At 63.6% G+C, this 23966-nt stretch carries 18 protein-coding genes and 1 pseudogene; 3 read left to right on the forward strand and 16 right to left on the reverse strand.

Annotation, left to right across the window (positions count from 1 at the left end):
- Positions 1-388: 388 nt before the first annotated feature.
- Entirely contained in the window at positions 389-583 is a 195-nt protein-coding gene (locus V5A20_RS05860; RefSeq protein WP_332314680.1) for a general stress protein CsbD, read from the reverse strand.
- A gap of 358 nt (positions 584-941) precedes the next feature.
- On the opposite strand from V5A20_RS05860, the gene hemG reads away from it, so the two are divergent.
- Complete coding sequence (gene hemG / locus V5A20_RS05865) at positions 942-2324, forward strand: protoporphyrinogen oxidase (protein WP_332314681.1); 1383 nt, start codon at positions 942-944, stop codon at positions 2322-2324.
- Here hemG and V5A20_RS05870 read toward each other — a convergent pair.
- From V5A20_RS05870 to V5A20_RS05940, 15 genes and pseudogenes are all read right to left on the reverse strand, one after another.
- Entirely contained in the window at positions 2318-3061 is a 744-nt protein-coding gene (locus V5A20_RS05870; RefSeq protein ID WP_332314682.1) for a hypothetical protein, read from the reverse strand. The two genes, hemG and V5A20_RS05870, sit on opposite strands and share 7 nt — an antisense overlap.
- A gap of 112 nt (positions 3062-3173) precedes the next feature.
- Entirely contained in the window at positions 3174-4028 is an 855-nt protein-coding gene (locus V5A20_RS05875; protein WP_332314683.1) for an SDR family oxidoreductase, read from the reverse strand.
- Between the two features lie 101 nt (positions 4029-4129).
- Positions 4130-4336, reverse strand: a pseudogene (locus V5A20_RS05880) (Uma2 family endonuclease); the annotation flags it as partial.
- A gap of 210 nt (positions 4337-4546) precedes the next feature.
- Entirely contained in the window at positions 4547-7177 is a 2631-nt protein-coding gene (locus tag V5A20_RS05885) for an acyl-CoA dehydrogenase (protein WP_332314684.1), read from the reverse strand.
- Between the two features lie 238 nt (positions 7178-7415).
- Positions 7416-8621, reverse strand: coding sequence for a thiolase family protein (locus V5A20_RS05890; RefSeq protein WP_332314685.1), 1206 nt, complete (start codon positions 8619-8621; stop codon positions 7416-7418).
- A gap of 61 nt (positions 8622-8682) precedes the next feature.
- The gene (locus V5A20_RS05895) at positions 8683-11094 is read right to left on the reverse strand and encodes a 3-hydroxyacyl-CoA dehydrogenase/enoyl-CoA hydratase family protein (protein ID WP_332314686.1); all 2412 of its coding nucleotides are present in this window, start codon (positions 11092-11094) and stop codon (positions 8683-8685) included.
- A gap of 425 nt (positions 11095-11519) precedes the next feature.
- Complete coding sequence (locus tag V5A20_RS05900; RefSeq protein WP_332326902.1) at positions 11520-13421, reverse strand: AMP-dependent synthetase/ligase; 1902 nt, start codon at positions 13419-13421, stop codon at positions 11520-11522.
- Positions 13422-13486: 65 nt separating this feature from the next.
- Positions 13487-14110: a TetR/AcrR family transcriptional regulator gene (locus tag V5A20_RS05905; RefSeq protein ID WP_332314688.1), complete on the reverse strand. Its 624-nt coding sequence runs from the start codon at positions 14108-14110 to the stop codon at positions 13487-13489.
- 212 nt (positions 14111-14322) lie between these two features.
- Positions 14323-15492 (reverse strand): type IX secretion system outer membrane channel protein PorV, encoded by a 1170-nt coding sequence (gene porV / locus V5A20_RS05910; RefSeq protein WP_332314689.1) that lies wholly within the window; start codon positions 15490-15492, stop codon positions 14323-14325.
- 613 nt (positions 15493-16105) lie between these two features.
- Positions 16106-16363, reverse strand: coding sequence for a histidine kinase dimerization/phospho-acceptor domain-containing protein (locus V5A20_RS05915; protein WP_332314690.1), 258 nt, complete (start codon positions 16361-16363; stop codon positions 16106-16108).
- Between the two features lie 66 nt (positions 16364-16429).
- Positions 16430-17287, reverse strand: a complete 858-nt coding sequence (locus tag V5A20_RS05920) for an MBL fold metallo-hydrolase (protein ID WP_332314691.1) — start codon at positions 17285-17287, stop codon at positions 16430-16432.
- A 75-nt stretch (positions 17288-17362) separates the two neighbouring features.
- Complete coding sequence (locus tag V5A20_RS05925) at positions 17363-18004, reverse strand: LON peptidase substrate-binding domain-containing protein (protein ID WP_332314692.1); 642 nt, start codon at positions 18002-18004, stop codon at positions 17363-17365.
- 257 nt (positions 18005-18261) lie between these two features.
- Positions 18262-19020, reverse strand: a complete 759-nt coding sequence (locus tag V5A20_RS05930; protein WP_332314693.1) for an ABC transporter ATP-binding protein — start codon at positions 19018-19020, stop codon at positions 18262-18264.
- Between the two features lie 88 nt (positions 19021-19108).
- Positions 19109-20488, reverse strand: coding sequence for a sigma-54-dependent transcriptional regulator (locus tag V5A20_RS05935; protein ID WP_332314694.1), 1380 nt, complete (start codon positions 20486-20488; stop codon positions 19109-19111).
- A 120-nt stretch (positions 20489-20608) separates the two neighbouring features.
- Positions 20609-21325 carry a tetratricopeptide repeat protein gene (locus V5A20_RS05940; protein WP_332314695.1) on the reverse strand — a complete coding sequence of 239 codons (717 nt, stop codon included), beginning with the start codon at positions 21323-21325 and terminating at the stop codon, positions 20609-20611.
- 342 nt (positions 21326-21667) lie between these two features.
- Here V5A20_RS05940 and gap point away from each other — a divergent pair, with 342 nt between their 5' ends.
- Together gap and V5A20_RS05950 are read left to right on the forward strand one after the other, a co-directional pair.
- On the forward strand, positions 21668-22672 hold the full coding sequence (gene gap, locus V5A20_RS05945; RefSeq protein WP_332314696.1) for a type I glyceraldehyde-3-phosphate dehydrogenase: 1005 nt from the start codon (positions 21668-21670) through the stop codon (positions 22670-22672).
- 94 nt (positions 22673-22766) lie between these two features.
- Positions 22767-23963 (forward strand): phosphoglycerate kinase, encoded by a 1197-nt coding sequence (locus V5A20_RS05950; protein ID WP_332326903.1) that lies wholly within the window; start codon positions 22767-22769, stop codon positions 23961-23963.
- The last annotated feature ends 3 nt before the right edge of the window (positions 23964-23966 follow it).

Below are 23966 nucleotides of genomic sequence, written 5' to 3' on the forward strand. Positions count from 1 at the left end.
GCTCTTTTCGTACAGGGCAGCACCGAGCGCCCTCCCACCTTCAGACCTTGCCCCTTGGTGAAGAACACGAATGGCCGGCCTTCTCAACGACACGCCCCAATGTTGCCCCCCGGCGAACACCGCCTGCTGCTCCACCGACGGACCCACTAGAGCTGCTCGAGGCGATGCGCGACGCGCGACGTGAGACAGATGCAACCCCGGCCGAGTGGTCCGATGGGGAGATCGAGCGGATCTGGAAAAGCACAACCGACTGACCGGAACGGCTCTCTCGTCCCAAACACGAAAGAGCCCGTCCTCCACGGTCGGAGGACGAGCCCTCAAGGGACAGAGTGTACGCGTGGTGGATCGAAAGACCTGACTGGGCCAAAACGGCTGACAACGGGGCGTATTACAGAATAGCGCTCATCTTGCGGCGTATTTCGTCGACGGGTTCTTCCGTCTTGTCGTGGATCAGCCCCACGATCTTCTCGAAGTTTCCCCGGGCCCGCTTCATCTGTTTGTTGTCGAAATCGGCCTCGTCCCAGATGTCTTTTATTTGATCCCGAATTCGACGCCAGTCCTCATTCATTTTTTCCGTCGCCATAACCAACCTCGTGGGGTTCGTGAGCAAAATTGTGGCTTCTCAACACGGTATTACCGCATTTCCAGTATCGGGGTTTCCTCGGTCGCATGCAGGGCCGGGTCCACGTTTTCGATTCTTTTGGTGCCAGGAGACGCTCGGAGCTGTGATCCCGCCCCTCCCCGGAAGCGGGCGCCGAGCCAGGCCGCCGAATCCAGAGGGTGGCCCCATAGCAGTCGGTGGGGCGATGCCCCGTAGACGCCGACGCCGAAGTCAGAAATCCGAGTACAATCCGACCGGTTTCACCCGCCGTTCCGAACGGCGAGAACCGCTCCTCGTAATGGTTTCTTGAGTTGATTATGGAGCAGCAGCGGTGTTCTCAATGCCCGACGTTGGAATTATCGGGGCCGGCATTAGTGGCTTGGCGGCCGCGTATCGACTGCATGAGCAGGGCCTCTCAGTTCAGGTTCTGGAAGCCTCCGGGAAGACGGGCGGCGTTATCCAGTCGGACTCGTCGGGGGGCTTTCTGGTCGAAGACGGGCCCAATTCGATTCGGGCCGGTGCCCCCGCCCTGGAGGCGCTGATCGACGCCCTCCACCTTCACGACGAACGGGTGTGGGCAAACGACGAGGCCGACACGCGATACGTGGTGCGCGACGGCCGGCCCACGCCCCTGCCCCGCTCGGTCGGCTCTTTCCTCACGACCGACTTGTTCTCTGTCCGCGCAAAGCTCCGCCTCTTGGCAGAACCCTTCATCGGGCGGGCGGCGGGCGAGGAGGAAAGCGTGGCCCAGTTCACGAAGCGACGCCTGGGTCCGGAGGTGCTCAAGTACGCCGTGGCTCCCTTCGTGGGCGGCGTGTTTGCAGGAACCCCCGACGATCTCTCTGTTCAGCATGCCCTCGAGCGCCTCGCAGCACTCGAAGACGAATCCGGGTCCCTCCTCCTCGGCGCAATTCAGAATGCCCTCACAGACGGCGATAGCGCCCCGGACACCCCCTCGGGCCTCTTCTCTTTCCGGGACGGCCTGCAGACCCTCCCCGACGCCCTGGCGGATGCGCTCGGCGACCGCATCACCCTGAATGCCCCTGTCCATGCCCTCAGGCACGATGGGTCTGCCTGGAAAGTTACGATGTCCCCCGCGGATGCCCCCGCCTCCACACGCACCTACGACGCGCTCGTCTGCACCGCCCCGCTTCATCGACTCTCTGAGATGAAGATCGACACCTCCGTCGACCTCTCTCCCCTTGGGAACGTCTCGCACCCGCCCCTGAGCGTGCTCGCCCTCGGCTACGAACGGGCCGCAATCGACCATCCGCTCGACGGCTTCGGCCTGCTCGTGCCCCCCGTGGAGGACGCACTTGACATCCTCGGGACCATCTTCTCGTCGACCCTTTTTCCGGGCCGTGCCCCGGACGGACACGTGCTTCTCACCACCTTCGTCGGCGGTGGGCGGGCCCCCGGCCAAGCAACAACCGACACAGCAGCCCTGCAGGCCCTCGTGGAGCGCGATCTGGATGCCCTGTTCGGCGTGCGTGCTTCGCCCGTCTTTCGGCGTCACGTACACTGGCCCCACGCCATTCCGCAGTACGAGCTCGGGTACGGCACGGTCAAGGACACCCTCGACGCCCTCGAAGCAGCACATCCCCGCCTTGCTCTCGCCGGGAATTACCGAGGCGGCGTGTCGGTGGGCGACGCGCTCACGTCCGGTGTGGAGGCGGCCGATCGCCTGCTCGGCCCGGACGAGCAGGCCGCGCAGCCTCACTGACGCCGCGCATCGGCCGCTCCCGTCTCGGCGGCCAGTTGCCGCACCAGCCGGCGCTTCACGACCGGCAGGAGCGTTTCCTGGTACGGCACGTCAAGGTCGGTTTTTGAAAAGTACGTGGCCGGGTTGGGCAGGTCGCGGCGTTCTTCGATGAGCTGGAGCTTAACGGTCGACGGATTCGCGTCCACTTCTTCTTCCGGGACGGTCTTGCAGTGGACCGTTTTCAGGGCGCGGTGGGTCTCTCCGTCCCCCTCGATAAGCGACAGTGTATAGCGCAGGACGTGGAGCTCTTCGTCGTCCCGGTGGGGCACCATGAGATAGCCTTCCTGCACGTAGGACGGCATGATGCCCACCGTCTCAAGCTCCAAGTTGTCCTCCACCTCCTCGTAGACGGCCGCCCCTTCGTCAATGACCTCTCGGATGTGGGGCAGCGCCCACCGGATCAGGTCCTCCACCTCGGCCATCTCGCCCCCGTCGAGGTCCGGCCACTCGTAGGTGAGGGTTTTGTCCTCCCAATTGATGCCCGCGATGCGACCGGTGTCGGGCGTGCGGAAATCTTCGGTGCGGTCCAAGACAGTCACGAGCGCGCCGTGCAGCTTCACGAGACGGCCCAGGTGGGGGTAAACACGCTGCTCGCCGAACGCAGAATGGGCGTTCTGAAGTCCCGCGAGCACTTTGTACTGCGTCTGCTCGACATCCTCGACGGCACTGGTGAATAGGTTGAGGCTGAGGGGATCCATGAGACTTGCACTGAACGCGTGAATGTGAAGGGGCGAACAACGTTATGCATAGAAACCATGCACTGTATCGTCAATCGCCCAAAAACCATTCCGGTTCAGCCCCTCGCGTCGTTCACTCCGGACGCATGCGCTTCATGAGCGCCTGCACCTGCTCGCGAGGCATGTGGGTGAAGGTGTTGAACTGTCCGCCGGCGGCCAGGGCCTCCCCCCCGTCGAACGTGACGACCTCTCCGTTCATGAAGGATGACAGGTCACTGAGCAGAAAACTGGCCAGGGTGGCCAGCTCCTCAGGCTCGCCGAAACGACGCACCGGGATGCGCTCCCGCATTTTCTGCTCCAGCTCGTCGTCGGGCACGAGGCGGTCCCACGCGCCCTCCGTCGGGAAGGGCCCGGGCGCAATGGCATTCAGGCGAATGCCCTCGCGTCCCCACTCCGCCGCCAGCGAGCGTGTCATGGCCACGATGCCGGCCTTCGACATGGCGCTGGGCACCACGTAGGCGCTCCCGGTCTCGGCGTAGGTGGTGGCGATGGAAAGCACAGCCCCCTCTGTGCCGCGCTCCAGCCACCGCTGCCCGCAGGCCTGTGTGCAGTAGAAGGACCCGTACAGGTTCGTCTTCACGATGGCATCGAACCCGTTCGGGGAGATGTCCTCGGTCGGTGCCAAAAAGTTGGCCGCGGCGTTGTTGACAAGCCGCGTGACGGGCCCTCGACGGTCCTCCGCCTCTTCGAGAAAGGCCTGCACGGCCTCATGGTCACGAACGTTGCACTGGATGCCTTCGGCCATGCCGCCCGCCTCTTCAATGTCAGAAACCGTCTCGGCGAGCGGCTCCGGGCGGCGTCCGTTGATCGTCACCGCCGCACCGAGGGCGGCAAAGCGCAGGGCCATTGCGCGACCCAGACCGGTGCCTCCGCCGGTAACAACGATGTGGTGGTCGGCGAGGAGGTCGGGAGCAAAATCAGTAGCCATGGATGAAATAGGGGTACAGGGTGGATAACGCAAGCAGGAGGATGGCTTGAACGCAACGATCGAGTGCTGATCCGCGCCCCTCACGCTTCACTCGCCACGTCTCACTCTTCGTGGGTCGCCTCGCAGGCAACGACGACATCTGGGCACACGCAGCCGAACGACACCCGCACCCGCTGATCGAATGTCATCGCGTAGCAGTCACGGGTCACCAGCCGGTGTCCCAGCCCACGAGAGGCGTTGTCTTTGATCTGGTGGTGCTCGGGCTCGCCGCCGGCCTGGGGAATCAAAGCGCCGTTCTGGAACTCATACCGCTCATCCTCGACCCCCGCGTCTCGCCCAAGGAATCCTCCGCGGTGTAGGAGCGCGTTGCGGTGGCAGACATGGCAGCGGGAGGGGGAGACTCAATTTAAAAATGGACGTTTCGCGAACCGGACCGCCGTCGTCAAAGATCCAGGGAGGCTCCGTCCGCCGGGGCAATGGAGTTCTCAGCCCCGGCGGCGGGTCCTGGACCCAGAATTCTACGCCGCTCCGTGCGGTTCGGGCTCGTCGGCGTCCGCCTCGCCACCACCGACCCGATCGGGAGCCCCGTCGCCGCGTGGAACTGAGGCTTCGTCGTCCAGGTCCTCGGGGGTGACCTCCTCGTCGATCACATCGCGCTCCAGGGCCTCCACGATCGAGGAATCGAGCGCCCCACGGTCGGTGGACTGTCCGGGGAGCAACCCGCTCTGCCGATACTCGTCAAGGCCAAACTCGTCGACCTGGATGTACTGCTCCCGGGCTTCGTCGGCCCGGTGGACCAGGTCGCGCTCGTCTTCTGTGATGACGTTCTGCTCCACCGCCGCGTCCAGGAGTTGGTGCAGCCGCTTCTTGGGCAGCGTGCCGTCGCGAATCGCATCCTTCATCTTCTGCCCCACATGGTAGGCCTCGCGGCTGAGCCGGAACGCATGCTCCAGCTCGCCCAGCGGCTGGTCGGTGTCCTGCGGCACGTACAGGTCCTCGGTCAACCACTCGCGGGCACCGTCCTTCTCCTGAATGGCCTGCGCGAGGGTGCCGCCGAGGGCATCGCCGGGCCTCTCCCCAATCGTGTTGAGACGCGACCACGGCGCGATCACACCACGCAGCAGCCACGTCAGGCCCGGCACCTGCAGGTTCTCGAAGAGTCCCTCAAACGCCTCCTGTATCTGCGCGAAGGTGTACTGGAGGCTCCAGTGCAGGAACGGCTCCTGCTCTGCCGGACGACCTTCCTTTTCAAACCGTGTAAGGACAGCGGTGCCGAGGTACATCCAGGACAGGATGTCGGCGAAGCGGCCGGTGATCTTCTCCTTCCGCTTCAGCATGCCCCCAAGGCTGCCCATTGCCAGGTCGGCAAAGAAGGCAAAGCTGGCCGACGCCCACGCCATCTTGCGGTAATACGGGGCGGCAGGGCCGCTCACCGGACTGCTCGCCAACCGGCCGCGGGTGAGACTCAGCCCGAACGCCCGAACGCCGTTCCGAACCACATGCCCGATGTGGCTCCAGAACGCGTCGTCAAACGTCTTCGTGTCTCCGTCCATCAAGGCCTCGATTTCTTTCAGGGCGTACGGATGGCACCGGATCGCCCCCTGTCCGAAGATCATCATCGTCCGCGTGAGGATGTTGGCCCCCTCCACGGTAATGCTGATCGGGAGCGCCTGGTAGGCAAGCCCCAACAGGTTGTTGGGGCCGCGCGAGATGCCATTGCCCGCCAACACGTCCATCCCGTCGTTCACGAGGTCCCGCTGCATCTCGGTGGTGTTGTACTTCATAATGGCCGAGACCACACCCGGCTTCTCCCCGCGATCCACTGCGCCGTTTGTGTAGTTGCGGGCCGCGTCCATGATGTAGGTGTACCCGGCAATGCGAGCGAGCGGCTCCTCGATGCCCTCAAACTTGCCAATCGAAAGGCCGAACTGCTCACGGATGGCGGCGTGTCCCCCGGCCACGCGCGTCACATGCTTGCCGCCCCCCACCGCCTGCGCCGGCAGCATGATGCCGCGCCCGGCCGAGAGCGCATCCATGAGCATCGCCCATCCCTCTCCGGCCCCCTCCTTCCCGCCGATGATGGCGTCGATCGGGAGCACCACGTCTTCCCCCTCCGTCGGGCAGTTGTAGAAGGCCACCCCAAGCGGGTCGTGGCGCCGGCCCAGCTTCACCCCCGGCGTATCCGTGGGGACGAGCGCGCAGGTGATGCCCAGATCTTCTCCTTTGCCCAGATGATTCTCGGGGTCGTGCAGCTTAAAGGCCAGGCCGAGCACACCCGAGATGGCCGCCAGTGAGATGTACCGCTTCCCCCAGTTGAGCCGCAGCTTCAGTTCGCCATCGTCGTCCTCGAAGACCGTGCCGGTCGACTCCATCGCGCCGGCGTCGGAGCCCGCGTTCGGCTCGGTGAGGGCAAACGACGGCAGCATCTCGCCGCTCGCCAACCGCGGGAGGTAGTGTTCTTGTTGCGCATCGGTGCCGTAGTGGAGGAGGAGCTCGCCCGGTCCCAGCGAGTTGGGCACCATCACGGTGATCGCGAGGGGCACGGAATGGCCACCCAGCTTCTGCACCACTGCACTGCGGGCGGCGACGGAGAATCCTTTTCCGCCGTACGCCTCCGGAATGATGAGGCCGAAGAAGCCGTTCTCTTTCAAGTAGTCCCACGTCTCAGATGAGAGGTCGCCGCGCTGGTGCACCTGCCAATCGTCCACCATCGCGCAGACGTCCTCGCAGGGCCCGTCCAGAAACGCCTGCTCCTCGTCCGTCAGCTCCGGGTAAAGTTGGTCGAGCGTCTTGTCGAAGTCCGGCTTGCCAGAAAAGAGCTCGCCCTCCATCCACACCGTCCCGGCATCGATGGCCGTCTGCTCCGTCTCGGAGATGGTCGGCAAGAACTGAAGCGCTTCCATCAGTCGCATTATTCCAGCGGACACTTGGCGGCGGATCGGGCCGATGTTGAAGACGGCGACGAGCACGCCGTACGGAATCCAGACCCAGAGCGGTGCCCCTCCGCCGTAGAGGCCCACCGCGCCGGCGAGGGCCCACGTCCAGAGCGGCGCCCCGGTGTAGCCAAGCACGAAGAACGCGAGGAGCACACCGGCCACGACGCCGACTGTCGGCATGCTGGCAAAAACGTCAAACAGTGGAAGATTCATGGTGAACCCTACAGGATTTGGAACGAGAGTGCGAAGGCCGATGGACCTCCAGTCGGCGTGATTAGTCCTCCATGTGGAAGAGGTTAACGCTGTTAACTTGTAAGCTTACGGTACTTAACGGTGTTATCCTTTGCAAGTTCTCTACACGTGCGGGGGGATGGACGTGCGGAGGTCTAGATGGGGGCGGGAGCGTCTTTGCGTCCACACGTCCAGCCCTCCAGAGATGCGGGCCAAACGCTCAGAGTCGCAGGTTCTCGAGCACACCCGCGGCGCCCATCCCGCCCCCCACACACATCGTGCAGAGGCCGTAGCGCACCTCGCGGCGGATCATCTCGTGGAGCAGCGTGGCGGTGAGCTTCGCCCCCGTGCACCCGAGCGGGTGCCCCAGGGCGATGGCGCCCCCGTTGACGTTCACGATCTCCTCGTCGAGGCCCACCTCGCGGATCACGGCAAGCGACTGGGCTGCAAACGCCTCGTTGAGCTCCACGAGCCCGATGTCGTCGACGCCCAGACCGGTCTGCTCCATCACTTTCGGGATTGCCTCCGCTGGCCCAATTCCCATCAGCTCCGGGTCGACGCCCGCCACGGCGAAGCCGCGGAGCGCCCCGAGCGGGTCCACACCGAGGTCCTCCACCCGGTCGCCGCTCATCACAACCGTCGCGGCGCCGCCGTCGGAGCGCTGCGACGAGTTGCCAGGCGTCACACTGCCCCCCTGCTTGAACGCCGCGGGCAGTTGCGAGAGCACCTCCAGGTTCGTGTCGCGGCGTGGCCCTTCGTCCACTGTCAGTTCAGTTTTGGCCTCCACCTGCTCTCCCACGTGGCCATTCACGGACTCGTAGTGCGTCTCCTCCACCGTCAGCGGGACAAGCTCGTCGTCGAAGCGGCCACTGCCAATGGCGTCGACGGCCCGTTCGTGGGAGCGCAGGGCGAAGCGGTCCTGATCCTCCCGGCTCACGTCGTATTCCTCGGCCACATTCTCAGCGGTGATCCCCATCGACACGTAGGTCCCGATCTTGTCCTCCGTCAGTCCCGGATCGGGCTGAAAGAAGTAGCCGCTCATCGGCACCTGGCTCATCGACTCAGCCCCGCCGGCGACAATCACGTCGGCCGTGCCGGTGGCGATGCGCTGGGAGGCTTGGGCGATCGTCTGCAGGCCCGAGGAGCAAAAGCGATTGACCGTGGCGCCGGGCACGTGATCCGGCAGGCCGGCCTTCTGCGCGATGAGGCGCCCCACGTTCATGCCCTGGGGCCCCTCCGGAAAGGCACAGCCCATGAGCACGTCGTCGATCTGCTCGGGCGCAAGCCCCTCCACGCGGCTCAGGGCCCCCTTCACGGCCTCGGCGCCGAGGTCTTCCGGGCGATAGTTGGCGAGCGTCCCCTTTTCGGCCTTGCCGACGGGCGTGCGCACGCTGCTGACGATGTACGCCTCATTCTGTACTTGCATAGCAGGATACGATCGATTGGAAGTGGACAGTCGGATGCTCTTCGCGGATCGCGTGGCCCGCTCAGTTCCGCAGGGGCTCGTTGTGCTCCAGCATGTGCTGAATGCGTTCCTGCGTCTTTTCCTCGCCCAGCAGGCTGAGAAAGACCTCCCGCTCCAGCTCGATCAGGTAGTCCTCGTGCACCTCTTGCGGGCTGCTGAGCGTTCCGCCGCACATGACCGTGCCGAGCTTCGTGGCCAGGTGCTCGTCGTACTCGCTGATGTAGTTGCCCTCGCGGTACTGCATGAGCGCAACCTTGAAGGTGGAAAGCGTCTTTTCCCCCAGCACCTTGATCTTATTCATCACGGGCGGCGGGGCGTACCCCTGCTCGCTGAGGCGCAGCACCTCCTGCTTCGCGGCGTAAAGGCGCCGGTCCTCATGCATCACAATGCGCGTGTTCGGGGGCAGGAAGCCCATGTCGATGCCCTGTGCGGCGCTCTCGGCCACCTCGGCCATCGCGACCGTCTCGAAGTAGGGGCGCAGGTGATCCTGAATCGCGTTGTGATTCTCGTTCGGCGCCTCCCGTGCGGCCTTCGCCGCGAGGCGCATCGTGCCCGTGCCCGCCGGGATGAGACCGACCCCCAGCTCCACGAGGCCGATGTACGTCTCGGCGGAGGCGACGGGATGCGGGCAGGCCATCGCCATCTCGCAGCCGCCGCCGAGGACACGCTGGTGCGGCGCCACCACGACCGGCTTGGAGGCGTAGCGCACCTGCTGGATCGTCCGCTGAAACTCGTCGATGTACTGGTCGATCACGTCAAAGGCGCCCTGAGAGGCGGCCATCGCCATCTCGCCCAGGTTGGCCCCGACCGAGAAGTTCTTCCCCTCATTCCCTACAATCATCCCCCGTAGGGCCGCATCCTGCTCCACCCGTCCAATGCACTCGCGGAGGCCCATCATGACGTCCCGCCCCAGCGTGTTCGCCTTCGACCGAAACTCGAAGAGTGCCACGCCGTCGCCGACGTCCAAGAGCGCCGCGTCGTCGTTGCTCCAGAGTTCGTTTGTAGCGTCCTGTTTGAGGGGAGCAAGGCGCAACTCGTCGCCCGGACGCGGGTCGGGCTCGTGCCGGTCGACGCGGGGCATGAAGACCGCTCGCTCCCCGTCGCGGGTGTCGTAGAAGGTGTCGTTCCGGTCGTGCATTGCCTCTACCCAGTCCGGCACGTCGAGGCCGTGCTCGGCCATGCCGTTGAGGACCGTCTCCATCCCGAGCGCGTCCCACATCTCAAAGGGGCCCACCTCCCAGCCGAACCCCCAGCGGATGGCCCGGTCCACGTCGGCCGGGTTGTCGGACACCTCCCCCAGGCGATTCGCACTGTAGGCCAGTAGCTCTAGCGTCGTCTCGCGGAAGAACTGCCCCGCCCGCCCATCGTCGGCGTAGAGCGCAGTGAGGCGCCCCGACAGCCCGCCCGCACCCCAGATCGCGTCCAGATCGCCCAGCTCTTCGTCCACCGCACTGGAATACTCGAAGGTGTCGGGGTCGATCGACTTGATTTCGCCGTCCTCTTTCTTGTAAAATCCGGCCTTCGTTTTCTCTCCCAGACGCCCCTCGTCCACGAGCCGCTGCATCACATCGGGGACGGCGAAGGCGGCACGTTGGGCCTCGTCGTCCACCAGCTCGCGCAGATTGGTCGCCACGTCCAGGAGAACGTCAAGCCCCACGAGGTCGGCCGTCCGGAAGGTGGCAGACTTCGGCCGGCCCGAGATCTTGCCCGTGAGCGTGTCGATCTCCTCGATGGTGTAGTCGCCGTCGGTAAAGTGGCGGATCGCCTGCAGCTGGGCGAAGACACCGATGCGGTTGCCGATGAAGTAGGGCACGTCGTTGGCCACCACGATGCCCTTCCCCAGCCGAAGCCGCCCGAACTGCGCCACCCGCTCGGTCACGTCCGGGTCGGTGGCGTCGGTGGGCACCAGCTCCAGGAGCTTCAGGTAACGGGGCGGGTTGTAGAAGTGGGTCCCCAGGACGCGGCGCTTGAAGTCGTCGGACCGCCCCTCCGTCATTTCGTGGATGGGAAGCCCGCTCGTGTTCGTGGAGATGACGGCATCGTCCGCCGCATGCTTCTCAATGCGGGCGTGCACGTCGCGCTTGACGTCCATCCGTTCAACGACGGCCTCCACGACCCAGTCAACCTCGCCGACTCGCTCGAAGTCGTCCTCGAAGTTGCCGAGGGAGATGCGGTCGGCCACGTCGTCGGTGAAGAACGGATCGGGGCTCGCCTTGCGGGCCTGCTCGAAGCCCTCGCGCACCACGGCGTCGGGGTCGTCCCGATCGTCCGGCGCGATGTCGAGCAGGTACACCTCCAGCCCGGCGTTGGCAAGGTGGGCGGCAATTTGTGCCCCCATCGTGCCCGCCCCCAGCACGGCGGCGGTGCGAAACGGGGGGTGCGTGGCCGGGGCCTCCAGGTCGAGGGCGCGTGTGTCGAGGGCCGTGGCTTCCATGGTCACAGGAGACGTGAATGAAAAAGAGCTGTCTAAATTAACGGCGTTAACTTAGCGGACAGTTTTTATCGTGAGCCGGTGAAGCTCCGATTTCTCTTCCAACGCCGAAATCAGAGTCCTTCTGAGGGAGCCTGCGACCGAAGAATCTCTTCGAAATAGCGAAAAATAGAGAAGGGCATCCGTGCTTCCCGGGACTGTTTCCGCTTTATTCGGGGAGATTCCCAGGGGATGACCCTTTGGGCCCCTTCGACTCCGCTTCGCTCCGCTCAGAATGACCGGTATTATTGGAGAGCTTCACCGGCGAGCAGCGACCTGCCATTCAAAAGTGTCCGGTCGCTAGGGCGTCAACCACAAAGAAAGGGAAGACGGAACCGCTTCCGAGCCCACCGTGCCCTGTGCGAGCGGTCGCGGAGGCCCCGTGCACGTTACACCTCTACGAAGACCGCCCTCGATTCCGTCTGCGAGCCCATCGGCTCGTCGTGGTACAGGGCTTCGATCTCGTCGGTGTAGGCCGTGCGCACTTCGGGCCGCCGGATCTTCAAGGTTGGCGTCAGTAGGTCCGACTCGACGGTGAGTTCGTCGGGAATGAGCGCAAACCGTTTCACGGTCGACCAGGGCTCCATCCCTTCGTTTGCCTCCTGCACGACCGTGCGGTAAGCATCTACAATGTCTGGATCAGCGAGGAGATCTTCAAAGTCTTGGGGGGCATTCAGCCCCCACTCGTTTGCCTGGGCCCGGACCTGGTCTTCCGCCGGAAACAGGAGCGCCGCGCAGAACTTGCGATCATTGCCCACAACGACGGCGTTGTCCACCAGCGGATCGCTTCCCATCTGATTTTCAATGGGCTGGGGCATCACGTATTTGCCGGTCGAGAGCTTGAAGAGGGCCTTCTTCCGGTCGGTAATTTTGAGATATCCCTCCTCATCGAACTCGCCGATGTCTCCGGTTCGAAACCATCCCTCCTCCAGCACCGCGTCCGTCTCGTCGGGGGCCTTGTAGTAGCCCTGCATCACGTGCGGACCACGGGTCAGAATCTCTCCGTCTTCCGCAATCTTGACCTCAACACCGGGAAGCGGTTCGCCCACCGTGCCCGGCTTGTTGCGCTGAGGCCGCGTGTAGGAGATCACCGGACTCGTCTCCGTCAGGCCATACCCCTGGAGGGTGGTCACCCCCGCGGCCGCAAGAATGTTGGCGAGGTCGGGCTGCAGGGCCGCCCCGCCCACCACGACGTACTTGACTCGCCCCCCGAGGGCGGCCCGCCACTTCTGAAAGACAAGCCGATCCGCGGCTGCGTGCTTGAGGGCGTAAAAGGGAGGGTTGGGCTGCGTCATGTCGTACTTCTGGGCGATCTCAAGCCCCCACTCTCCGATGCGCTTCTGAATCCCCTGCATGCCCATCACCTTCTTTCTGATGCCGGCATACACCTTTTCGAGAACGCGAGGCACCGACGCAAAGACCGTGGGGCGCACTTTGGGAAGGGCATCGACGAGGTCGTCGGGGTGGACGAAGTAGATGCTCACCCCACGCCGCAGATACGCGTACTGAAGCATGCGGGCAAACACATGCGTGAGGGGCAGAAACGAAATGATCACCTCCCCCTCCGGCCCCGTTTCAAAATCGCCGATCTCCGCGATCGAAGTGATGGCGTTCGACGAGATGTTCTCGTGGGAGAGCATGACTCCCTTGGGCCGCCCCGTGGTGCCACTCGTGTAGATGATGGTTGCCAGGTCGTCGGGGTCGATCTGCGCTCGGAGGCCGTCAATGGCTGCAGACCGGTCCTCAACGTCGGCTCGGCCCAGCTGTTGGACGGCCTCAAGTGTCTTCAGCGTCACCCGATCCGGCAGATCCGGCCCGTCGGCCCGGCCCTCAGGATCACAGAGAATAACCGTCTCAACGCGGGGCAGGTCAGGGAGCAGGTCCGCAGCTTGTTCAAGACGCTTCGGGTTGGTGACCACGAGGACTTCCGCCTCGGCGTGGTCCACGACATACCGCATCTGTTCCGGCGCGCTCGACAGGTAAAGGGGCACGTCGATGAACCCCCCGATGAGACACCCCATGTCCACGACACAGTAGTGCACGTCGCTCTCCAGAAGCAGCGCCACCCTCGCCCCCCGGTCCAAACCCAGGGCCCGCAGCCCCAGGGCCGTCTCCTCCGCCCGTTGTCGGAAGCGGTCGAGCGACATCGGGACCCACCCTTCCTCCGTCGGTTGATTCAGGGCCCGCGGATTCTGGTACGCGTCCGCGGCCTCGTAGAGCAGGTCCGGAATGGTGCACCCTCGCACGCAAGGGCCGGCATCCGGAGGGGCCGTGTGAACGGAACCAGACATGGGCCGCGATGGGAGTTGGTGAAAGAAAGCCAGGCCGCCATTTCAAAAGGGCTTCCGGGCGGGCGTCAGGGCACAGAGGGAGCAGAGGCGCGAAAGCCACGGAGGGCCTGGCGAATGGCGGTATCGATGAAGGTCTCCGGATCGATGCGTACATCCACGCGATCGGCCAGCAGCAAGGACACGGTTCCGTGCAAGGAGGCCCATACGGTGCTCGCGGACACTCGGCTGTCGTCCACCTCAAAGATGCCCCGCTCCACGCCCCGCTCAAGGGCCTGAGCGAAGAAGTCAAGGTTTTTGCGGGCCGCTCGGTACTTCTCGGCCGGGTAGCGCTCCATTCGCTCGGGCCGAAGCTGAAACATGATCTCGTAGTACTCCGGATTCTCGAGCCCAAACTCGACAAAGCATTCGCAGAGCGCCCGAAGTCGCTCGACCGGGGCCTCGGAGTGCTCCACCGCCGTGTCTCGGAGGCGATCTCGCAGTTCCATCATGCCCTCGTGGATGAGGGCGTGGAGCAGAGCATCCTTGCTGTCGAAGTGGAGATAGATGCTGGTGGCGCTGTAGCCGATGGCATCGGCAATCCTGCGCATCGACAGGGCCTGATATCCGTCCTGAACGAGCAGGTGGCGTGCCGTATCCAGAATGCGGCGGCGAAGCCCAGCGTCTTCGGACCCCTCGGGAATCGAAGTCATGCGGGGACGCCTTCGTACCTAAAGGATGAAACGTACGGCGAGACCGACGGCACGCGACGACCTCTCCTCTGCAGAAACAACGTAGCACACGGCCGGCAGTGATCCAACCCCTTCAGGCCGTGGGTCCGAGGAAGAGGCCCCATCGCAATCGCCGACATGCTCGCCCCTCCTCTAGTCCCAAGGGAGAACGGCCCACGCCTTTCGGCCACGCCCTACTGGAAATTAAACAGGAGGGAGAACCGGAGGGTGTTGGCCAGCGGGCTGTTGTTGTCCGACGTGTACAGGTAGGAGACGTCCACCCCCACGATGTTGTACCGAAGCCCCGCCCCGAAGGTCACAAACTGACGGTCCCCGTTGTCCGGGTGCTCGTAGTAATACCCGGTCCGGAGCGCAAACAGGTCGTCGTACCAGTACTCCACGCCCGTCCCGACGGTAAACTGCTGAGCGAGAGAGAGGCTGCTGGCCTCCCCATCTGGGCCGACCTGCCCGCGGGCCGACCCCCAGGAGTCGAAGAGGGCCTCAAAACCATTACTGCCAACAACTCGCAGCTCTTTTTCCCCATTCCGCATGACGCTATCTCGCTCTACACTAACCAACGACTTATTGAAGTCCGTGGCAATGGTCAGCGAGTTGAACTCGTCGAAGTCAAGGGTAAGGGCTGGCCCAACCCGGAAGTTCGCAGGGATTGGGTCCTTATCTGGACTGTTCTCATTAAATTCCAGGGTTCCGCCAAGATTCGCAATGTTGAGACCCGCAGAGAACGTCGCGTCCGCGCCCCCCAGCGTGAAGGGCGCCGACCGGTAGAGGGCCGAAATGTCGGTGGCAAGGGTGGCTGCATTTCCCTCCCCAGTTCCTTCTCGTATGCCCGAAGTGAGCTTCGAATAGATGTATCGTAGGGATGTCCCCACCCCCAGCCGCTCGGACACCTTCACGCCGTAGGACGTGGAAACGGCGAGCTGATAGGAGTTCGTCACACCGAGCCGGTTCCCTGACGGGTCGCGGATTTCGGTCTCGCCGAGGTTGAGGTACTGGACGTTTCCCCCAAATGTGCCTACGCCATCGACGTGGTACGATCCAACAAGGTACTCGTAGAACAGGTTGGCATTAAACTCCGGCAGCCAGTTGGCGTGGGTGAGCCCGACCTGCGTTTCCTGCTGGAAGGCAAGGCCGGAGGGATTCCAAAACATCGCGTTCGCGTTGTCCGCGATGGCCACCCCTGCATTCCCCATGCCCGCGGCGCGGCTATCGGGCTCAATGCGCAGGAAGAGGGCCGAGGACTGGGCCACTTGGCCGTGGGCCGACATCATTGCTCCTCCCAGCAGGAGCAGTCCGCAGACAGCAGTAAAGCATCGGAATGGGCGAGAAAAAACCAGGGTAGGCATAAGGAAAGAAGAATGGGTCACAGACAGAACAAACGTCAACGCCGGACGCCGTTCGACTTCTTCGTACACGACCAATCCATGTGTTGACAGGAATGGGGGAACACGTTCCAATTGTGTCCACCCGTGCCGGTCCCCAGGGGCGGGTAGCACGACACGAGGAGGGCCCGTCCGACTCAGTTCGTACGGCGTCGTCTGTAGCGCTCTTGCGTCAAGGGGACGTGGGGAGTCTGTGGAGAAAGCCAACCGGAACCCCCGTACTGTCGGGGAAGACGTTGGTAATCACCAATGTAAAGATCGTTCTGCACACATTCCAAAGAAAAAAAGCCTGAGCATGGCCAACCATTTCGGATCGACATCCCGACCCACCATTCTATGCTCTGGCAGTGGAGATCTCTTCTCCAATCCCAAAACGGGACGGTTCGTCAGTTCCGCCTTGACGTGCGTTCTTCGAGGCTGAACGGAGTGGGCCGCAATCTTCCACAAGGCTCTCGTGTCTCGGGCAGAGGACAGGACGTCTTCCCCGGAAGCGATCTCTTTTCGGGAATGCACAGCCCCCCGCACCATGGGGTCTTGCAAGACACATCTTCCTCGCAGGGTTCCGGCCCTGACCTTCCTATCCCTGCTCTCGGTCTTCGAGAGCATCTTTAAGACGCGTCAGCCGCTGCAGGGATTCGGCCATACGCCGACTGGCCTCCTGGATGTCTTGGGCCGACGAGGCAAACTGCTCGTCGAGCTCCTCTTCCCGACTCAGTTCGAGGAGAAACTGCGCATTCCCCGAGATGATCGAAAGGGGATTGTTGAGGTCGTGATAGACCGTGGACAGTGCCTCGTGGAGCTCGTCCGTCGTTTCGGGCTCTTCGAAATCACTCATTGTACCGGATCGAAGCTGGCGGAATGGAGAAAAGTAACGTGAGGTGGGGTCCGTCTTTACAATGCTTTACAAGGCATCGAGGGACCGTTCGTTGACGACCTGAATGCCGCGGTCGGTGCGCTCCACATCGGCAGTCGCAACCTCAGGGTCGTGCTCGAAGAACAATTTCCATTCCGCATCCGCTGCCTGCTCCAAAAACTCTTTTTTCTCATCCATAGTCTGCAGCGGGCGGACGTCGTAGGCCATCGTCCAGGCGGGGGGGAGATGGTGCGTGGTGGGCAGAAGGTCTGCCACGTACACGAGGGTCGTGTTGCTATCTCGGACCGTTACGATCTGTTGGGCCTCGGTGTGGCCGTGCACGAGGGACACCTCCACGTGAGGCAGAAGCGTGGTCTCCCCCTCCACGAGCCGCAACTGCCCTGCCGCCTCGATGGGGGCAAACGAAGCGGCCTGAAAGGACTGTGCCTCCTTCGGGTTCGGGTCGCGGGCCCAGTCCCAGTGCCGTCGCTGGACGTGGTAGGTGGCGTGGGGAAAGGCAACCACGGGTTCGTCGTCGGTTCGACGCGTGCTTCCCCCTGCATGGTCGAAGTGGAGGTGCGTCAGGATCACGTCCGTCACGTCCCCGGGGCCCACCCCACGGGCCGCAAGCGAGTCCATCAGGGACGCCTCACTGTGGTCGACCGCAAAGAGGTCCTGGTACTTTGTGCCCGCAAACGTGTCCCCAATGCCGGTATCGACAAGAATCACGCGGCCGTCTCCCACGAGCAGCAGACAGCGCATGGCCAGCGGGATCCGATTTTGCGCGTCCGGCTCAATGCGCTCCGACCAGAGCGGCTTCGGCACGATTCCAAACATGGCCCCGCCGTCGAGCCCGAACCGGCCCGTCTCGATGGCATGGAGGGTGTACGGACCAATTGCAGGCATCAAAGAACTGGCGCGTTTGGGAAAAGAGAGGCAGGCTTTCAACCTCCCAAACGCCAGCCCCAATGTCTACGGCCTTCAGACCTGCTCAGGCGGAAAGTCTTTGAAGTGTCCGTTGGAGCGAATCCGGCGCCGGACTCCTTCCTGCTCTTCGATCTGAGGGATGATGGCCTCAAAGTGGCGGATGAGATAGCGGATGCGCTCGCTCTCGCTTCTACGCTCAAGCACCTCCTGCTTCTGATCTCCCTCCAGGGCCCCATTCTGGGCGAGGACGAACGACAGGCGGTCTACATCCTCGTATAGATCGGGGCGAACGGTCCGGCCGGCCAGCTCAAGCAGCTTCATGTGCTGTGTAATGGCGCGTTCTTTCAGGTCGAGGTCGACAGACGCCTCTTCGTCCTCAACCAGCGTGACGTCGGCGGTGTGGTAGCTCGCCTGATTGTCATGGACGGCCTCAATCTGAAACCGCTCCTCTCCGTGCACCACAATGTCGGAGCGCCCGTCGTCGTACTGCTTTACGACCTGCTCGATGCGGGCCGTCGTCCCCACGTCCGCCCGGGACTCCCCGTCGGTCCGAACGATGCCGAACGGGACCTCATGCTCCAGGCAGTACGCTGTCAGGGCCTTGTATCGCTCCTCGAAGATGTGGAGGGAGAGTTGCTCGCCCGGATACAGGACAAGGCTCAGCGGGAACAGTGGGAGAGAATCAATCGAATCCATGGAAATACAACGCCTAATGTCGCAAAAATGACATCTGGAAATGGACAGCCGACCCGGCTTTGTTTCGGAAACGGGGGCGTCCCACGCAGTCTTTTCGGAACGGTCCTAAACCTACAGGAACCGCCCCAACCGCGGGTGAAGCTGCGGGCGGGGACGTGCGCTGTCTCCGGTGCATGCTCTACAGTGCGGCCCAACGCGCCCCCGGATTCGGAGTTCGACGCTCGCCGCTAAAGGATCATTTTCGTTTCATCCCGGGGTTAGGCATCGGCATTCTCCGGGCCCGGAGGCTCCGCCCCCGGCGCCATCTCGTCGGCCGAGGCCAGCGGGTGCAGCCCGCCGTGTTCAAGGCGGAGCACGCGGCCGGCCACCTCCGCGAGGGACGGGTCGTGCGAGGCCAGCACGAAGGTATGGGCCATCTCTCGGCTGAGCCGCTCAATCTCGCGGTGCAGGGGCTCGGCCGTGCGGGCGTCGAGGTTGCCGGTCGGCTCATCCATGAGGACCAGCGCCGGCTCATTCATGAGCGCCCGCGCAATGGCCACCCGTTGCTTCTCTCCACCCGAGAGGGTGCGGGGCCGCTGATCGGCCCGGTCGGCCAGGCCCAGTAGGTCGAGCAGTTCGCGGGCCCGCGGGGCGGCCTCTGCCAGGGTGCGATGCTGAATGAGGGCCGGCATGGCCACGTTTTCGAGCGCCGTAAATTCCGGCAGCAGATGGTGAAACTGAAAGACAAACCCAATCGACCGGTTTCGAAACGCGGCCAGTTCCTCGTCGCTCTTGGCGAAGAGGTCCTCCCCGAAAAACCGGACGGTTCCGCCGGTCGGCCGATCCAGCGCCCCCAGCAAATGAAGCAGGGTGGATTTCCCAGTTCCACTCTCTCCCACGATCGCAAGGATTTCGCCCTCCTGCACGGTCAGGTCGAGGTCTCGGAGCACTGTGAGGGACTCCCCGCCCCCCGTATCGTATTGCTTGAGGAGCGCGTCGACCTGAAGCAGCGGTGTGTCCACGGCGGAAGGGGACATACGACGACAAACAGATGGAAAACACGACCGGGCCTCTTTTCGCCGCGGCGCCCGCAGTGTGAGGGGGGCGAGGCGATGGGACCTGCCACTAGTCTCCCCGCTCGAGCCCGTACTTGTTGAGCTTGTTGTAGAGGTGAGAGCGCTGAATGCCGATCGTTTCGGCCGTCTGGCTCACGTTCCAGTCGTGCTCGTGCAGCTTGTGCTGAATAAAGTGCTTCTCGAACTGGTCGCGAGCGTCGCTGAAGTCGTCGTAGGCCTCAATGAGCTCTTGTGCCGCCCCGTCGCCCGTGGCCCCCGACTGCAAAAACTGGTCGACGTCGTCCTCGTCAATTGTGTCGCCCTCAGCAAGAATGAGGAGCCGCTCAATGACGTTGTGCAGTTCCCGCACGTTTCCCCGCCAGTCGTATCGCTGAAGCCGCTGGATCGCCTCGTCTGCAAAATCCTTCGGGGGCAGGCCATTGCGCTGCGCCACCCGCTCGGCAATGTGGCGAGTCAGCAGCGGAATGTCCCCCCGGCGCTCTCGGAGGGGGGGTACGTCCATGAGGATGACACCGATGCGGTGGTATAGGTCCTCGCGGAACTCTCCCGCTTCGATCTCTTCCATCAAGTCTTTGTTGGTCGCCGCCACCACCCGCACATCGACCGGAATGGTGTGCTCACCCCCCACGCGCTCTATTTCATCCTCCTCCAGTACGCGCAGCACTTTTGCTTGGGCCGAGAGGCTCATGTCTCCAATCTCGTCGAGAAACAGCGTCCCCTCGTGGGCCTGCTCGAACTTGCCAATGCGCTGGTCCGTGGCCCCAGTAAACGCCCCCTTCTCGTGCCCGAACAGTTCGCTCTCGATGAGCTCACTCGGGATGGCCGCGCAGTTCACCTCCACCATCGGCTCCTCGGCCCGGGCCGACTTCTGGTGAATCCACTTGGCGACGAGCTCTTTGCCGGTGCCGTTCTCACCAGAGATCAGCACCCGGGCCTCCGTGGGCGCCACTCGTCCAATCGTCTCTTTGATTTCCTGAATCGCGTCGCTCTCACCGATGATTGGGGGCAGGTCCCCCGTGCTCTGCTCGGTGATGGTCTGTCGCATGCGCCGGTTTTCGACCTCCAGCTGCCCGTGGTCGAGGGCGTTTCGGACGGTCACCAGCAGGCGGTTGAGGTCCGGGGGCTTCTCGATGAAGTCGAACGCCCCGAGCTTGGTCGACTCCACCGCGGTCTCGATGGTGCCGTGGCCGCTGATCATCAGGACCGGGACCTCGTAGCCCTCTTCCGCAATCGTTTCCAGGACCTCCATGCCGTCCCTCTTCGGCATCTTGACGTCGAGGATCACCAGGTCGTAGGCATTCTCACGGAGGGCCGTCAGGGCTTCTTCCCCGTCGACCGCCTCCTCAACGTCGAAGTCCTCGTACTCCAGAATTTCGCGGAGCGTCCGCCGGATGCTCGCTTCGTCGTCAACGACCAGAATCGTGGGCATGCCGCAAAAAAAGCTCGTCCACAGAACGCGGGGGGCGGCGGGGGGCGGCCCGACGCAACAGAGAGGCCTCGTGCCTGGACACCAGCCCGTCGCTCTTCATTCCGATTGGGGGAGCGCCGTTTACGACGAAGACGCCGGTTCCTGACGTACCTTGGCCCGCGCCAGGTACTGCTCCGCGCTACTGGCCTGGTCAGAATCCGGGTACTCCTCCTGTATCTGTCGGTACACCTCAACAGCCGATCCGTACTGGTTGGCCTCTTCGTAGGCCTGCCCCGCATTGAGCAAATACTGGGGCGCGGTCCGTTCATTCTGGTACTGCGAGGCGGCCTGTTCGTAGAGCCCAGCCGCCCGTTCAAAGGCGCCCTGATTTTCCTGGATCGCCGCTTGCGCCGCGTAGGCACTGGCACCAATGAAGTCCTGGCCCTTTTCAAACTGCTGGAGGTGCGTGAGGGCCCGGTCGTACTCCCCAAGCTGATACAGGGCATTGGCGGCGTAGAAGGTGGCGAGGTTGCCCGCACTGGTGTTGCTGTACTCCTCCGCAATCGAAAGCAGTCCTGCCCGATCCCCCCGCCCGTCAAGGGCCTGCTGATAGTTGCCCTGTTCGTACACCGGAAGAATTTGTCCGAGCTGCTGGTTGGCCGCCGCTTGTTGCTGTTGGTGGTAGTAGATGTACCCCGGAATCGCCAGGATCAGCACGAGGAGCGCCACCCCGAGTCCCTGCGCGAGTTGCTTGTACTCGTCGTAGAACAACAAAGTCCGCGCATAGAGGTCGACAAAAATGTTTTGCCGCAGCTCTTTGCGACGGGACGTCTTTTCGGGCGTCTTGAGGGCAGCCATGTCCAGCGAAGGGGGATTCAGGATCAAACAAGCGCGACATCAGGGACTCAAGGCGGAAGACCTTGCACGGTCTCGACCCGCGTTGAGCAGTGAAGTTCGTTTAACGTGCCGGCGTTCGTTCGTTTCCGGCACGGGCAGCCCGACCCAGGATGGGTCCGGTTTTGCATGTGATCTTTACCAAGGAGACTTCCGGCTCTTTTATACCTTGAAACGTGATTCATGCAGAACCCTCCCCCCCTGAGTCGGGGTCTGTTGCAAACGTTTTGTACCCTGTATGGCCGCGCGTCACCGTCATGGCGTGCCCTCGCCTGATTGTCGAACTGAGATGATTGCTGACTGCTTATGTCCATCAAACTTGGAATTAACGGATTTGGCCGCATCGGTCGATTGTGCTTTCGTGCCCTCCTTGAGCGTGAAGAGGACGCGGTAGAGGTCGTAGGGATCAACGACCTGACGGACGCCGAGACCTTGGCCACCCTGCTCAAGTACGACTCGGTCCATGGGCAATTCCCCGGCGACGTGCGCTTGGAGGACGGCGCTCTTGTGGTCAAGGGAGAGACGTTTCCCGTCTTTAGCGAAAAAGACCCGACAAACCTTCCGTGGGGCGACCACGACACCGACGTGGTGATCGAATCCACCGGCGTCTTCCGTACCTACGACAAGGCCGCCCAGCACCTCGAGGCCGGCGCGGACAAGGTCGTCATCAGTGCCCCGGCAAAGAGTGACGTCGACGCCATGGTGGTGCTCGGTGTGAACGACGACATCCTCACCGGCGACGAGAAGGTGGTGTCCAATGCGAGCTGCACCACGAACTGCCTGGCTCCGCTCGTCAAGGTGCTCGACGATGCCTTCGGTGTAGAGAGCGGCCTCATGACCACCGTCCACGCCTACACCAACTCTCAGAACATCGTGGACGGCCCCCACGGCGACCTGCGCCGCGCACGGGCCGCGGCCGAGTCGATCATTCCCACCACCACGGGCGGCGCGAAGGCCGTCGGAAAGGTGCTGCCCCATCTCGACGGACAGCTCGACGGCATGGCGATGCGCGTGCCCACCCCGGACGGCTCGGTGACCGACCTCACGGCGGTCGTAGAGCAGGACGTGACCATTGAGGACGTGGACCAGGCCTTCCAGGAGGCCGCCAATGGCGAACTGGAGGGCATCCTTGCTTACAGCGACGACCCAATTGTCTCCCGCGACATCGTCCACGACCCGCACTCTTGCATCTACGATGCCCCGTGGTCGAACGTGGCCGGCTCGCAGGTCAAGGTGGTCGGCTGGTACGACAACGAGTGGGGCTACGCCAGCCGAACGGTCGACCTCGTGGAGCGGCTGATGGACGCGTAGTTGCCCGCTCACGCCGCTCGCGGGCTGATTAGATTATCAGGCTCGCGGGCCGACGTGCCGGATCGCTCGCCCTCTTGCCCAACCGTTCCATTCCATGGACAAGCTAACCCTCGACGATGTCGACGTCCGCGGCCAGCGGGTTCTTATCCGTGTCGACTTTAACGTTCCGCTTGGGACCTCCGAGGACGGTCGCCCCTGTGTGGGGGACGACACCCGCATCCGTGCGGCCCTTCCCACCCTCCGGCACGTCCTCGACCACGGCGGCAAGGCCATCCTCGTGAGTCACCTGGGCCGCCCCGGCGGACAGCCCGATCCGGATCTGAGCCTCGCCTGCGTGGCCGACCACCTCGGCACCCTCATCGAAGAGCGGGTGCGCTTTTCTAGCAACACGGTGGGGGAGACCGTCGAGGAAGTGATCAACGGCATGAGTGACGGCAGTGTAATTCTGCTGGAGAACACCCGCTTCGACTCCGGCGAGAAGGCCAACGACGAGACCTTCTCGAAGGCACTGGCAGACCTGGCCGACATGTATGTCAACGATGCCTTCGGCGCGGCCCACCGGGCGCACGCCTCCACCGCTGGGGTGGCCGAGTTCATGGACGTGGCCGTCCTGGGGCGCCTGATGGAGGCGGAGATCGAGGCCCTTTCGCGCGTCCGCGATGATCCGGAGCACCCCCTCGTCGCCATCCTCGGCGGCTCCAAGGTCTCCGACAAACTCGGGACGATCCGGGCCCTGTCTCAGACGGCGGACGACCTGCTTATCGGCGGAGCCATGAGCTACACGTTCCTTCAGGTGCTCGGGCACGACGTAGGGGCGTCCCGCGTGGAGGCCGACCGACTGGAAACAGCCGAAGAGTTGTACAAACAAGCCGAGGAGACTATTTCGCTTCCCACGGATCACGTCGTGGCCGAGGCCCCGGAGGCCGACGCTAAATCCTCCATCGTAGAGGGGGACATCCCTGAGGACCTCATGGGACTCGACATCGGCCCCGCCACCATTGGAGCGTACCGCGACCGCATCCTCGACGCCGCCACGGTGGTCTGGAACGGCCCGATGGGCGTGTTCGAGGTGGATCAGTTCGCAGAGGGCACGACCGCCATCGCGGAGGCGGTGGCCGACACCACGGACGACGGCGCCTTTTCGGTGGTGGGGGGCGGCGATTCGGTCTCGGCCCTCACCCAGTCCGGGTGCGCCGACCGCATTCGGCACGTGTCCACTGGCGGAGGCGCCCTGCTCACCTTCCTCGAGGGCGCCCCCCTCCCCGGCATCGAGGCCCTCACGGATGCTTAGTTC

This window comes from Salinibacter sp., from assembly GCF_036626415.1.
Taxonomy (GTDB): Bacteria; Bacteroidota; Rhodothermia; order Rhodothermales; family Salinibacteraceae; genus Salinibacter.

Bases quoted from the DNA above. Each gene is read 5' to 3' on its own strand.
- V5A20_RS05860 (WP_332314680.1), bottom strand. From the start codon at position 583: ATGGCGACGGAAAAAATGAATGAGGACTGGCGTCGAATTCGGGATCAA.
- V5A20_RS05950 (WP_332326903.1), top strand. From the start codon at position 22,767: ATGGACAAGCTAACCCTCGACGATGTCGACGTCCGCGGCCAGCGGGTT.
- V5A20_RS05885 (WP_332314684.1), bottom strand. From the start codon at position 7,177: ATGAATCTTCCACTGTTTGACGTTTTTGCCAGCATGCCGACAGTCGGC.
- V5A20_RS05925 (WP_332314692.1), bottom strand. From the start codon at position 18,004: ATGGATTCGATTGATTCTCTCCCACTGTTCCCGCTGAGCCTTGTCCTG.
- V5A20_RS05935 (WP_332314694.1), bottom strand. From the start codon at position 20,488: ATGCCCACGATTCTGGTCGTTGACGACGAAGCGAGCATCCGGCGGACG.
- V5A20_RS05870 (WP_332314682.1), bottom strand. From the start codon at position 3,061: ATGGATCCCCTCAGCCTCAACCTATTCACCAGTGCCGTCGAGGATGTC.
- V5A20_RS05890 (WP_332314685.1), bottom strand. From the start codon at position 8,621: ATGCAAGTACAGAATGAGGCGTACATCGTCAGCAGCGTGCGCACGCCC.
- V5A20_RS05920 (WP_332314691.1), bottom strand. From the start codon at position 17,287: ATGCCTGCAATTGGTCCGTACACCCTCCATGCCATCGAGACGGGCCGG.
- gap (WP_332314696.1), top strand. From the start codon at position 21,668: ATGTCCATCAAACTTGGAATTAACGGATTTGGCCGCATCGGTCGATTG.
- V5A20_RS05895 (WP_332314686.1), bottom strand. From the start codon at position 11,094: ATGGAAGCCACGGCCCTCGACACACGCGCCCTCGACCTGGAGGCCCCG.
- V5A20_RS05875 (WP_332314683.1), bottom strand. From the start codon at position 4,028: ATGGCTACTGATTTTGCTCCCGACCTCCTCGCCGACCACCACATCGTT.
- V5A20_RS05900 (WP_332326902.1), bottom strand. From the start codon at position 13,421: ATGTCTGGTTCCGTTCACACGGCCCCTCCGGATGCCGGCCCTTGCGTG.
- V5A20_RS05905 (WP_332314688.1), bottom strand. From the start codon at position 14,110: ATGACTTCGATTCCCGAGGGGTCCGAAGACGCTGGGCTTCGCCGCCGC.
- V5A20_RS05940 (WP_332314695.1), bottom strand. From the start codon at position 21,325: ATGGCTGCCCTCAAGACGCCCGAAAAGACGTCCCGTCGCAAAGAGCTG.
- hemG (WP_332314681.1), top strand. From the start codon at position 942: ATGCCCGACGTTGGAATTATCGGGGCCGGCATTAGTGGCTTGGCGGCC.
- porV (WP_332314689.1), bottom strand. From the start codon at position 15,492: ATGCCTACCCTGGTTTTTTCTCGCCCATTCCGATGCTTTACTGCTGTC.
- V5A20_RS05930 (WP_332314693.1), bottom strand. From the start codon at position 19,020: ATGTCCCCTTCCGCCGTGGACACACCGCTGCTTCAGGTCGACGCGCTC.
- V5A20_RS05915 (WP_332314690.1), bottom strand. From the start codon at position 16,363: ATGAGTGATTTCGAAGAGCCCGAAACGACGGACGAGCTCCACGAGGCA.